Below are 10,008 nucleotides of genomic sequence, written 5' to 3'. Positions count from 1 at the left end.
CCATGGATGGGTCAGTGGAACGTCGGCGGCTCGGTCACCAGCCGGCCCCGCCGCGGGGGGGCCGGGGTTCACCCCCCGGCCCCCCCCGCTACTCGACATCACCGACGAGCCGCTCCGGCGCTCGTCCCTTCCATACCTCATGGAGCGAGAATGACCGAATATTCCCCACCGTCCTACGACCGGCCCGTTGCCGGCGGGGCAAGCACACCGAACCAGTCGTCCACGCAGCCATCGGCCAAGGACCAGGCCGCCGACGCTGCACAGGCCGGCAAGCAGGCTGCCGGTGAGGTGGCACAGACCGCGACCACCGCGGCGAAGGACGTCGCGCAGGAGACAGCGAGCCAGGCGAAGCAATTGGCCGGCAAGACCGGCCAACAGGTGCGCGAGCAGGCCGGCGTGCAGAAGGACGCCCTGGTGGGCGGGCTGCGCTCCCTGGTCGATCAGCTGACCGAGATGACCGACGGTGCGCACACCGAGGGCATCGCCGTCGAATTCGCTGGTCAGGCCCGTGACCGGGCACGCAGCGCCGCGGAGTGGCTCGACTCCCGTGATCCCGACGAGGTCGTCGACGGCGTTCGCTCGCTCGGGCGTCGACGGCCCGGCGCCTATCTCACCGGTTCGCTCGTCGCCGGTCTGCTCGCCGGGCGGCTCACGCGCGGCGTCGCAGCCGTGCACACCGACGACACGCCTGCCGGACCGCGCTCGGACGACACGACCGGTTCCGGAGGCGACCACCGCGCAACGACACCTCCCACCCCCCAGGTCGGCGGACGGCACGGTCAGGGCACCGAACCGAAGTCAGAAGCCCTGTACAGCGACACCGCGTTGTATTCACGTCCGGCACCGGGCACGAGCACATGACGCTCGCGGCCCAGGACCGCACCACAACCAGTGCACCGCAGGCCGGCGCCGGCAGCGACGTCGTCAATGTCGACGTCGCCGGGGCGAAGGCTGCGATGTCGGACATCGTGGCGGACGTCAAGCAGTTGGTGCAGCAGGAAGTCGAGCTCGCCAAAGCCGAGATCACGTCCGAGGTTTCGAAGATCGGTAAGGGCGCCGGCATGTTCGCCGGCGCGGCCTTCGCGGCCATCATGATCGTGATCTTCTTGTCCACCGCGCTGTGGTGGGCGCTGGCGAACGTGATGGACCAGAGCTGGGCCGCGCTGATCGTCGCCGGCGTATGGACGCTGATCGCCGTCGTGCTCGTCGTCGTGGGCCGGGGCGTCCTCAAGTCCATCAGCCTCAAACCCGAACGCACCCTCAACTCGCTGAAGCAGATTCCCGGCGCCCTGAAGGCCGGACAAGGAGCCAACTGATGAGTGATCCAGACCAGATTGAACGCGACCTCGGCGACACCCGGGCGTCGCTGCGTACGGACGTCGGCCGCCTCAACGATCGCGTCGCACCCAAGGCCGTCGTCACCAGCCGGGTCGACAAGCTCAAGAGCGGCGCCAACTCGATGAAGGACCGCCTGATGGGTGCGGCCGATTCGGGTGCGGCCAAGGACAAAGCAGCCGATGTCGCGGGCTCCGCTCGCGACAAGGCCGACGCGTTGTCCGGCAAGCTCAGCGACGCCGCCGGCGACGCGCCGGACGCGATGCGCGACAAGGCGACCGGGAACCCATTGGCGGCCGGGGTCATCGCCTTCGGGGTCGGCTGGCTGCTCTCCTCAGTGGCGCCGGCCAGCGATGTGGAGCAGAAGGCCGCGAAGAAGGTCGAGGACAACGCCCAAGGACTGACCGGCGGCCTGCAGCAGTCGGCGCAGGACATGGCCAGCAATCTGCAGGAGCCCTTGCAGCAGTCGGCCGAGCAGCTCAAGTCCACCGCCACCGACGCTGCCGACAAGACGGCGTCACACGCCAAGTCCGCGACCAACGACGTGCAAGGCAAGCTGCCCACCTGATGCGTCGCAGTTCGCAACCGATGCACCACGAGCGGCCAGCCCGCGTCAAGGAGTCATGATGGCCTCACCCCCGCGCAATGAGACGAACCACCGGCCGCGCAGCAACGGCCGCGACGAGTCCGGGCCTCGGCACTCGGACGGACCGCCGTCGAAGCCTGGCGACATGCCCAAGGCAGGCTGGGTCACGATCCTGAAGCGATCGCTGAAGGAGTTCAAGCACGACGACGTCACCGATCGTGCAGCAGCGCTGACGTACTACGGCGTCCTGGCGATCTTCCCCGGCCTGCTGGCGCTGATCTCCATCCTCGGTCTGCTGGGCAAGTCGACGACGAATTCGATCCTGTCCAACGTCAAGCAGCTCGCACCCGGCGCGGTGTCCAGCTTCCTGAACTCGGTCATCGGGCAGGTTCAGGGCAAGGCCGGCGCGGCGGGCATCGCCGGGATCATCGGCATCGTTCTCGCGTTGTACTCGGCCTCGAGCTACGTATCCAGCTTCATGAACGCCTCGAACGCCATCTACGACGTCGACGAGGGTCGCCCCATCTGGAAGACAGCGCCGACCCGCTTCCTCGTCACCCTGGCGCTCGTGGTCATGCTCGCCATCAGCGCCGTCATGGTCGTCGCCACCGGTCCGATCGCCAAGCAGCTCGGCCAGGCATTCGGAGTCGGCGACACCGCGGTGCTCGTCTGGGACATCGCCAAGTGGCCCGTCCTGCTGATCATCGTCAGCATGATGTTCTCGCTGCTGTACAAGGCCTGCCCGAACGTGAAGCAGCCCGGCTTCAAGTGGATAAGCCTCGGCGGCATCATCGCGGTGGTCGTCTGGCTGGTCGCCTCGGCGTTGTTCGCCGTCTACGTGTCGTTCTCCGGGTCGTATAACAAGACCTACGGCTCGTTCGCCACGATCATCATCTTCCTGGTCTGGCTGTGGATCACGAACATCGCCATTCTGCTCGGGGCGGAGTTCAACGCGGAAGCTCAACGTGAACGCGCCATCCGAGCCGGCGCCCCGGAAGATCTGGATCAGTTCGCCGAACTGCGCGACACGCGCAAGCTGGACGACCGGCGGACGCGCGAAGCAGAAGAAGCCGCACAGACCCGTCGCGACACCATGTCCGGCGATAGTGCCTCCTGACCCGTCGGCGGGAATGGGTGCTGCGCGCACCGACGCCGTCGAGACGGTGGCCAGCCGGGAACGGCTGGTCACGCAATCGGCCTGGGTCCGCAGCGGTGTGCTGCGACTCCGGCGCGAGGTCCAGGTCGAGACGCGGGCGATCGAAATCACCGTGCGCCGCGAGGTGCTGACGGTGGAATTCGACGACTACCTCCAGCCGCCGGACGGCACGATCCTCGACCCGGCCGAACGAGCCAACGTCGCCGAACCACCCGTAGATCGGCCCGCCGTGACGATCGTCCTGCACGAAGAGATCCCGTCGGTCAACGTCGAGGTCGTGCCCTATGAGGCAGTGACCGCACGCACCAGCCGTGTCGTCACGGACGGCACGATCTCCGGCGTGCTCTCTCGTGAACAGATCGTCGTCGAGAGCGCAGGCGGCCATAACGCACCCGACGACGTCACGCCGTGAGGTCCGAACATGCAGTTCCCCGGTAACCCCATCTCCCGCGCCGTCGACGCCGCCGCCTACGGGCCGGAGGTCGCCAGACGCATCACCGCGCTGCTGCCGCGCGCGGAAACCTTCCTCGACACCGCCGAGCTACTGCTCAGTCGGGTGGGCGACGTCGTCGATCGGCTCGACCGTTGCGAAGCGCACATTCGGGCGGTCGTCCAACGAGTGGCGACATCCGAACGCATCGCGCGCGACGTCATAGACGACACCGCAGAATTACAGCGCAGCGCACGGACGATCTTCGACGTGTACGAGCCGGTGCTGCACGGTGCTTCCGGGACCGCTGCCCACGCGAGTGAACGGTTCGGTCCGTCGCAGGTGGACGCCCTGGTTGCCTACCTCGATTTCCTGCCCATGCTGGAAGAGATCGACAAGCAGCTGGTGCCGATGATGGGGACGCTGGGAACCGTCGCGCCGGACCTCGCCCAGTTGTTGGCCGTTTCACGTGGGTTGAACGAAATGCTCGGCTCGCTGCCCGGCCTCGGTCGCGCCAAGCGCCGGGTCGACGAAGAGATGTCGAACAGCGCCGTCGACGAGGCGTGACAACGACTCACCTGAGGCGCGAGCTCGATGTGGAGATGATCAGCGATCAGCGGCGCCCGAGGCGCCGCTCGCCGTTGACGCCGGGCTGATATGTGAGTCCGTAGTGGGTGAACAGCGCAGGTTCGAGGTCACTGGTCAGTTCACCGTCGGTGTCGATGGTGGGGGCGTCTTTGATGGTTTTCTTGTCAGCTGTGACTTTGACGTAGGACGGGGCGACCACCGCGCCGTACAGAGGCACGAACGTCAGTTTGTGTCGACCCACCATGCCGATCTGCACGCTTGCGAATACCGCGTCGTCGGTGCTGGTGTCGAAGTAGATCGCCTCGATCGTGCCGACCTTGTCGCCGACACTGTCGACGAGGTTCTCGTTGCGCCAGTCACGGATGTTCTCTGCGGGAAACGTCATGGCCCTAGCATCCCGCACGACCGCCTTTGCGGGTATCAGCGGGTTGCGCGACCGCGGCCGGCGCGTAACCGGCTGCCACCGAGCGCCAGCGTCGCCACGAACAAGATCGCCGCCACGATCAACAGCCATACCAGCCCATGAACGACGGCGCCGATGATTCCCAGGATGATCCAGACGATGATCAAGAACAGGATGAAAGCCAACATGGTGGCAACCCCTCCGGTGTGCGTCGCATCGGGCAAGCGGTGCTGGTCGGCGAGCGGATCGTCATCGAGTCTGCCGTACGCGAACGGGTACTGGGCGCAGGTCAGCGGACCCTTCTCCTTGTTCGCGGCGTGAGCGGCGATTACGGCGCGGGCAGCATCCGTCGCGTCGCGTCGATCGGCGTCTCGTACGGCATGTCGTAGTACGCGTAGAGCGCAGCTTCGCTCTCGGCCGGCAGTCCACGTCCCACCTGCACTTTGGGAGAGTGGCGGACCAGGTGCCCCCCGCATCGCAACGTGAGGCTGTTGGCAGCCAGATCAGCGGCGTCGAGCGGGACGAAGACGGTGTGGCGTCGTCCCCAGTGCGTCAGGGTGAGCGCGCCGAAATTGATCAGCCGGGTGTCGGTGTCGATGTAGAGCGCACTCAGCCGACCGAGGGCTGCGCCGTCTCCGGCGAACACCGTGCGGCCTATCGACGCGACGTGTGTCGTATCCGGCTGTGGCACGGCTGTCGTTTCCTGGCGTGCCTGCGAGTCATGGTCGTGCGGATGGTCCGACATGGCGCGGCCGCGCGTCAGATGCTGCGAACGTTGTCCGCCTGGGGGCCCTTGGGACCCGCGGTGGTGTCGTACTCGACGCGCTCGTTCTCGCTCAAGCTCTTGTAACCGTCGCCGGTGAGCGCGGAGAAGTGAACGAAGACGTCTTTACCGCCCTCGTCGGGAGTGATGAAACCGAAGCCCTTTTCGTTGTTGAACCACTGAACGGTGCCTTGAGACATGGGTGAGGTCCTTCCGGAGCCAGGACCGGCACGCAACGTGCGAGCCGGTCACGGTCTTGCGGATGCAATGGCTCAGGTCGGACGACCGAGGCGATGACAGGCGCAAATCTCAACAGATCCGCCGTCAAGGATTTCGAAGCAGGAGATGCTGACAACCAACACGACTTTAGCACTGTGACGATGCCCGGCGGCTATGATCTGAAATACGCTTTCAGATCGATGCCCCCGCGGAGGCCGTCATGCGTCAACGTCGTCCCACGCTGAGCGACCCGGCCGTGGTGGATGCGCTCGCGCACCCGGTCCGGCTCGATGTCCTGAGCTATCTCATGTCGGCCGGCCCCGCCACCGCCTCGGAATGCGCCCGAGCGGTGGGCGACACCCCGTCGAACTGCAGCTATCACCTGCGCGTACTCGCCGGGCACGGCCTCGTGCGGCCCGACGACTCCGGTGACGGACGCTCGCGTCCATGGCGCACGGACCTGACCGGGTTCACGATCGACCCCGATCCGGAGAACGGCGCCACCGCGATGCTCACCGCGTCGGTGGAGCTCGACCACAGCCTGGCCCGTGAGTACCTGCGCGGTCACGACGACGTGCCAGAACCCTGGCGCCAGGTGGACTCGCACGCCAGTTACGGCTTGGCGCTCTCGCCTGACGAATTGACCGAGGTCCTGCAACGCATCGACGACGTCGTGCGCCCCTACATCCAGGCCACGCGCGCCGACGCCCCGGCCGATGCCGAGCACGTGCACGTGGCGCTCACGGCGTTCCCGCGACTCAGCTTCGGCAAGCAGTCGTGAGCGCGGCGCCGGCGACTCTCAAGACCGGCCGTCCGCGTTCGCGACGCACAGCGTCGGCGATGGCCGTACCGGCCTTCCGCCGGTTGTGGATCGCCGGCATCGTGTCCGACGCCGGCGACTGGCTGATGTTCATCGCGCTGCCGCTCGTCGTCCTGCGCCTGTCGCAATCGGCGCTGGGAACGTCGTTCGCCTTCGTGCTCGAACTCGCGCCAACCGTCCTCTTGGCGCCGGTGGCGGCGCGACTCGTCGACCTGCTGCCGCGTCGTGAGCTGATGGTCGCCGCCACCCTCGCCCAGGCCGCCTCGCTGCTGCCGCTTCTCGCAGTGCACGACCGCTTCCAGCTGCCGCTCGTGTACTGCGTGATCGTGGCGCAGGCGACATTCGCGACGGTCTTCGAACCCGCCAAGAACGCTGTCCTACCGACTCTGGTGGGCCCTGAGCGGACGGTGTCGGCAAATGCGTTCGTAGGGCTGAACAACGACCTCGGTCGCCTCATCGGCGGTCCGCTCGGCGGCGTCCTACTCGCGACGGTCGCGCTCGGCGGTGTCACCCTGGTCGACCTGGCCACCTACCTCGTAGCTGCAGCATTCGTCGCGACGCTGCCGAAGCGCGGCGAGCCCAGGGCGGCATCGGGCGGCGCGGCCCGGCCGTCGAGAGGCGGTATTCGTCGCGCCTTCGCCGACCCGGCGGTCCGTGACCCGCTCGCGGTGGCGTTCGTCGCGTCCGTTGCCCAAGGGCTGTTCATCGTGCTGTTCGTCTTCTTCGTCACCACGGTGATCGGCCGCAGCGCGACGGACGTCGGCGTGCTACGCGGCGTGCAAGCGATCGGCGCAATCACCGCGGGCGTCCTGCTCGGCACGGTCGGCGCGCGCGTCCCCGTGCTCCGACTGACCCAAATCGGTGTGGCGTCGTTCGCGGTGCTCACTGCCGTGATCTGGAACCTGTCGTTCCTCACCCACGGCGTGACCGTCTACGGATTCCTGTTCGCAGCGGCCGGCGCGCCGGCGGTGTTGATGAGTACCGGGCTGATCAGCGTGTTGCAGTCGGCGTCGAGCGACGCGCAACGCGGGAGCACCTTCGCTGCCCTCGGCCTCAGCCAGGCCACCGGTCAGGCCATCGGACTGCTCCTGGCGGGTGGCCTGCTCGAGATCGTCGGCACCATGGCGCTGCTGGAGATCCAGGCCGCCACATATGCCGTGGCAGCTGTCCTGACACTGACGCTGCTTCCCCGCCGCCGCGCGAACGAGCGCGCGCGACCGACGCGTCAGGTCTGACCGGCGCCACGCGCCTACTGCGCCTCGTCGGGGTCGGGCTCGTCCTCCACGGCGGGCGTCTTGCTGTCGTGCTCGGGATGTCCTGCGGCGTGCTCGTCGCGATCGGTGTCGTCATCGGGCGGAACAGTCTCGTCGAAGCCGGTCATGTCGCGGTTCTACCCGTGCATGCAAATCAGACATCGTGGGCAATCTCGAAAGGAGATCAACCACTGTCGCCGTTGGAGTTGACGTCATGCCGCAGGTTTCCCGCACGTTCCAGGTCGATCCGGCGCCCGAGGTCGTGGTGCCGTACCTCGCCGACTTCGGCAACGCGGAGAAGTGGGATCCGGGTACCGAACGCTGCGTGCGCAACGACGACGGCCCGGTCGCGGTCGGCTCGTCGTGGAACAACACGTCGAAGATCGCCGGAATCAGCACCGAGCTGACCTACACGCTCGAACAGCTCACCGACGACCGCATCGTGCTGGTGGGCCGCAACGACACGGCGACGTCGACAGAGACCATCGAGGTCACGCGCAGCGGCGCCGGCTCGTCGATCACCTACACCAACGACCTGGAGTTCCACGGTGCCGCGAAACTCGCCGCGCCGCTCGGCAAGGTCGTGTTCGAGAAGCTCGGCAACGACACCGAGAAGCAGCTGACCGAGGTGCTCAACGGCTTGGTCCGATGACCGCAGACGGATCGCATCGATGAAGCGGTCGCGGCGCAGCGTCGACCTGGCGAACCTGCGCAGAGTCGGCGGTTGGTCGGCCGCTGCGGTCGCGGTGCTGCAGTCCGCGACCGCGGTCGTTGCGCTCCGTCGCGGCCGCCGCGACTACGCCGACGGCGTGTGGGGCCCGGGCCTGGCCGCAGTGGCCGTCACCAGCGCGCTCGCCGGGAACGGCGACGCAAAGCGTCGCTGGGCGCTGGCGGCGGCGAGCGTCGGCTGGGCCGCGCGGCTGGAACGGCAGATGCTGGGCCGACTGCGCAGCAGTGACGACGAGGACCCGCGCTACAGCGAATACCTCGACGGCAGTTCGACGCTGCAGGTCGTCGGCAAGGTGTTCGTCACGCAGGGCGTGTCGCAGCTGCTCGTCTCGCTGCCTGTGCAGCTGGCGGCGAGCAGCCCGTTGCCGCGCGGCAGGCGACGGTGGCTCGCGCCGCTCGGCGTCGCGACGATGGTCGCCGGTGCGGTCGTCGAAGCGCGCGCCGACCGCCAGAAGCAGCAGTACCAGCAGCTCGACGACGACGCCAAGCCCGATGTGCTCGACACCGGACTGTGGGGCTGGTCGCGGCACCCGAACTACTTCGGCGACTCCGTCGTGTGGGACGGCGCGTACCTCGCCGCGGCTGCGTCGTCGCCGGGGGAGTGGACGTTCGCGGCACCGGCCGCCATGAGTTACCTGCTGATGTTCGCCACCGGCGCCAAACGCACCGAGCAGCGGATGGCGGACCGACCCGGCTATCAGGACTACCAACGACGCGTCGCATTCTTCTTTCCGCGACCGCCGCGCTCGGCGCATTAGCCGGTTCGTCCGCTTCTGCACCCAGGTGTCACACACTTCGCGAGGCCGTCGTGCGTCGCGAACCGCACATCGCGTGACAGCCTGTTACGGACGTGAGGTATCGGTTTAGGCTTCAACCGTCGGCGGGGGCCGCACAGTGAAAGGCCCGCCATGTCCGCCCCGACCTCCTCGGTTCCGCCCGCCACCGCTCAACCGCGTGTCGGCGACTTCCTGCACGACATCGGCACGGCGGCATCGGCGGTCTGGAGATCCTCGCCGTGGCTCGCCGTCCTGCTCTGTCTGGCCGTCGCCGTCGGCACCGTCCACTGCGTGCGCACGATGCTGCACAGCCGGCATGCGCAAGACCCGGTCCGGCGGTTCGGCGGTGCCGACCGAGAGATCATCTTCTCTCGGGCCGGCGACCGGTGCGAGTACTACGCCCCGTTCGTCGGTCGGTGCGACGTGACCACTGGCTTGCACGCCGACCACGTGCACCCGCACAGCCGCGGTGGCGCGACGACTATCGCCAACGCGCAGGCACTGTGTGCCCGGCACACCATCACGAAGTCCGCGCACGTGCCGTGGGACTGGCAACTCGCGCGGCTCGCGACGCGCCGCGCCGCGTACTTCGCGCCGGGCGAGGATCCGGCCGTCGTGCGCCACCACCCCCGATCAAGCCGTCAGCCGCACGCACCGGCGGTGCACTCGGCCTGACATCCGGCCGCGCTCCTCGACCGGAGCGCCTGCAACGGATCCGCACTGTGGCTCGCTCCGGCGAGGCGCGGTGCGGATCCGTCGTTAACTGGCCGCACGAGGTGCTCCGGACGTCATCGCTCACCCCCGGAAACGCTGGGCCCTTTGTCCCGCATCCGGACAAAAGGTGCAGTAGTCCAGAGGCCGGTTGGAAGTAACGAAAAGGTCTCGTTTAGGGTCAGGACGTTTGAAGTCGCCATGGACCCGACCGGCGATCGTCACCGCCGGCTGAGGTC

At 67.7% G+C, this 10,008-nt stretch carries 16 protein-coding genes; 11 read left to right on the top strand and 5 right to left on the bottom strand.

The window, feature by feature from the left end:
* The first annotated feature begins 150 nt into the window (after positions 1-150).
* From ACFFCN_RS04160 to ACFFCN_RS04135, 6 genes are all read left to right on the top strand, one after another.
* A complete protein-coding gene (locus ACFFCN_RS04160; protein WP_375489867.1) occupies positions 151-861 on the top strand; it encodes a hypothetical protein in 711 nt (236 codons plus the stop codon).
* Positions 858-1,316, top strand: coding sequence for a phage holin family protein (locus tag ACFFCN_RS04155; RefSeq protein WP_375489866.1), 459 nt, complete (start codon positions 858-860; stop codon positions 1,314-1,316). Before ACFFCN_RS04160 ends, ACFFCN_RS04155 begins: the two co-directional genes overlap by 4 nt.
* Positions 1,316-1,903 carry a DUF3618 domain-containing protein gene (locus ACFFCN_RS04150; protein WP_375489865.1) on the top strand — a complete coding sequence of 196 codons (588 nt, stop codon included), beginning with the start codon at positions 1,316-1,318 and terminating at the stop codon, positions 1,901-1,903. Before ACFFCN_RS04155 ends, ACFFCN_RS04150 begins: the two co-directional genes overlap by 1 nt.
* Positions 1,904-2,066: 163 nt before the next feature.
* A complete protein-coding gene (locus ACFFCN_RS04145) occupies positions 2,067-3,038 on the top strand; it encodes a YihY/virulence factor BrkB family protein (RefSeq protein ID WP_375489864.1) in 972 nt (323 codons plus the stop codon).
* Positions 3,028-3,489: a DUF2382 domain-containing protein gene (locus ACFFCN_RS04140; RefSeq protein ID WP_375489863.1), complete on the top strand. Its 462-nt coding sequence runs from the start codon at positions 3,028-3,030 to the stop codon at positions 3,487-3,489. Before ACFFCN_RS04145 ends, ACFFCN_RS04140 begins: the two co-directional genes overlap by 11 nt.
* Before the next feature lie 9 nt (positions 3,490-3,498).
* Positions 3,499-4,074 carry a hypothetical protein gene (locus ACFFCN_RS04135; protein ID WP_375489862.1) on the top strand — a complete coding sequence of 192 codons (576 nt, stop codon included), beginning with the start codon at positions 3,499-3,501 and terminating at the stop codon, positions 4,072-4,074.
* Between the two features lie 46 nt (positions 4,075-4,120).
* On the opposite strand, the gene ACFFCN_RS04130 is transcribed toward ACFFCN_RS04135, so the two are convergent.
* The 4 genes from ACFFCN_RS04130 to ACFFCN_RS04115 form a co-directional block, all read right to left on the bottom strand.
* Entirely contained in the window at positions 4,121-4,480 is a 360-nt protein-coding gene (locus tag ACFFCN_RS04130; RefSeq protein ID WP_375489861.1) for a PRC-barrel domain-containing protein, read from the bottom strand.
* A gap of 35 nt (positions 4,481-4,515) precedes the next feature.
* Entirely contained in the window at positions 4,516-4,686 is a 171-nt protein-coding gene (locus ACFFCN_RS04125) for a hypothetical protein (RefSeq protein WP_375489860.1), read from the bottom strand.
* Positions 4,687-4,826: 140 nt separating this feature from the next.
* The gene (locus ACFFCN_RS04120) at positions 4,827-5,189 is read right to left on the bottom strand and encodes a PRC-barrel domain-containing protein (RefSeq protein ID WP_375489859.1); all 363 of its coding nucleotides are present in this window, start codon (positions 5,187-5,189) and stop codon (positions 4,827-4,829) included.
* Between the two features lie 68 nt (positions 5,190-5,257).
* Positions 5,258-5,461: a cold-shock protein gene (locus ACFFCN_RS04115; protein WP_375489858.1), complete on the bottom strand. Its 204-nt coding sequence runs from the start codon at positions 5,459-5,461 to the stop codon at positions 5,258-5,260.
* Positions 5,462-5,700: 239 nt separating this feature from the next.
* Here ACFFCN_RS04115 and ACFFCN_RS04110 point away from each other — a divergent pair, with 239 nt between their 5' ends.
* Both ACFFCN_RS04110 and ACFFCN_RS04105 read left to right on the top strand, forming a co-directional pair.
* A complete protein-coding gene (locus ACFFCN_RS04110; protein WP_375489857.1) occupies positions 5,701-6,261 on the top strand; it encodes a helix-turn-helix domain-containing protein in 561 nt (186 codons plus the stop codon).
* Positions 6,262-6,320: 59 nt separating this feature from the next.
* The gene (locus tag ACFFCN_RS04105) at positions 6,321-7,535 is read left to right on the top strand and encodes an MFS transporter (protein ID WP_375489856.1); all 1,215 of its coding nucleotides are present in this window, start codon (positions 6,321-6,323) and stop codon (positions 7,533-7,535) included.
* 14 nt (positions 7,536-7,549) lie between these two features.
* Here the strand turns inward: ACFFCN_RS04105 and ACFFCN_RS04100 are convergent, their stop codons facing one another.
* Entirely contained in the window at positions 7,550-7,681 is a 132-nt protein-coding gene (locus ACFFCN_RS04100) for a hypothetical protein (protein WP_375489855.1), read from the bottom strand.
* A gap of 86 nt (positions 7,682-7,767) precedes the next feature.
* Between ACFFCN_RS04100 and ACFFCN_RS04095 the strand changes: the two genes are divergently transcribed.
* The 3 genes from ACFFCN_RS04095 to ACFFCN_RS04085 all read left to right on the top strand — a co-directional run bounded on the left by ACFFCN_RS04095 (position 7,768) and on the right by ACFFCN_RS04085 (position 9,733).
* Complete coding sequence (locus tag ACFFCN_RS04095; protein WP_375489854.1) at positions 7,768-8,205, top strand: SRPBCC family protein; 438 nt, start codon at positions 7,768-7,770, stop codon at positions 8,203-8,205.
* A gap of 19 nt (positions 8,206-8,224) precedes the next feature.
* Positions 8,225-9,040: a DUF1295 domain-containing protein gene (locus tag ACFFCN_RS04090; RefSeq protein ID WP_375489853.1), complete on the top strand. Its 816-nt coding sequence runs from the start codon at positions 8,225-8,227 to the stop codon at positions 9,038-9,040.
* 150 nt (positions 9,041-9,190) lie between these two features.
* A complete protein-coding gene (locus tag ACFFCN_RS04085) occupies positions 9,191-9,733 on the top strand; it encodes an HNH endonuclease (RefSeq protein ID WP_375489852.1) in 543 nt (180 codons plus the stop codon).
* The last annotated feature ends 275 nt before the right edge of the window (positions 9,734-10,008 follow it).

The sequence above is a fragment of the uncultured Jatrophihabitans sp. genome (assembly GCF_964246335.1).
Taxonomy (GTDB): Bacteria; Actinomycetota; Actinomycetes; order Mycobacteriales; family Jatrophihabitantaceae; genus Jatrophihabitans.
Note: the sequence above shows the minus strand (reverse complement) of the source record. Positions and strands in the feature narration are given on the sequence as shown.

Excerpts from the sequence above, each read along its gene's own strand:
- ACFFCN_RS04160 (WP_375489867.1), top strand. The coding sequence starts at position 151 with ATGACCGAATATTCCCCACCGTCCTACGACCGGCCCGTTGCCGGCGGG.
- ACFFCN_RS04155 (WP_375489866.1), top strand. The coding sequence starts at position 858 with ATGACGCTCGCGGCCCAGGACCGCACCACAACCAGTGCACCGCAGGCC.
- ACFFCN_RS04150 (WP_375489865.1), top strand. The coding sequence starts at position 1,316 with ATGAGTGATCCAGACCAGATTGAACGCGACCTCGGCGACACCCGGGCG.
- ACFFCN_RS04145 (WP_375489864.1), top strand. The coding sequence starts at position 2,067 with ATGCCCAAGGCAGGCTGGGTCACGATCCTGAAGCGATCGCTGAAGGAG.
- ACFFCN_RS04135 (WP_375489862.1), top strand. The coding sequence starts at position 3,499 with ATGCAGTTCCCCGGTAACCCCATCTCCCGCGCCGTCGACGCCGCCGCC.
- ACFFCN_RS04130 (WP_375489861.1), bottom strand. The coding sequence starts at position 4,480 with ATGACGTTTCCCGCAGAGAACATCCGTGACTGGCGCAACGAGAACCTC.
- ACFFCN_RS04125 (WP_375489860.1), bottom strand. The coding sequence starts at position 4,686 with ATGTTGGCTTTCATCCTGTTCTTGATCATCGTCTGGATCATCCTGGGA.
- ACFFCN_RS04115 (WP_375489858.1), bottom strand. The coding sequence starts at position 5,461 with ATGTCTCAAGGCACCGTTCAGTGGTTCAACAACGAAAAGGGCTTCGGT.
- ACFFCN_RS04110 (WP_375489857.1), top strand. The coding sequence starts at position 5,701 with ATGCGTCAACGTCGTCCCACGCTGAGCGACCCGGCCGTGGTGGATGCG.
- ACFFCN_RS04105 (WP_375489856.1), top strand. The coding sequence starts at position 6,321 with ATGGCCGTACCGGCCTTCCGCCGGTTGTGGATCGCCGGCATCGTGTCC.
- ACFFCN_RS04100 (WP_375489855.1), bottom strand. The coding sequence starts at position 7,681 with ATGACCGGCTTCGACGAGACTGTTCCGCCCGATGACGACACCGATCGC.
- ACFFCN_RS04095 (WP_375489854.1), top strand. The coding sequence starts at position 7,768 with ATGCCGCAGGTTTCCCGCACGTTCCAGGTCGATCCGGCGCCCGAGGTC.
- ACFFCN_RS04090 (WP_375489853.1), top strand. The coding sequence starts at position 8,225 with ATGAAGCGGTCGCGGCGCAGCGTCGACCTGGCGAACCTGCGCAGAGTC.
- ACFFCN_RS04085 (WP_375489852.1), top strand. The coding sequence starts at position 9,191 with ATGTCCGCCCCGACCTCCTCGGTTCCGCCCGCCACCGCTCAACCGCGT.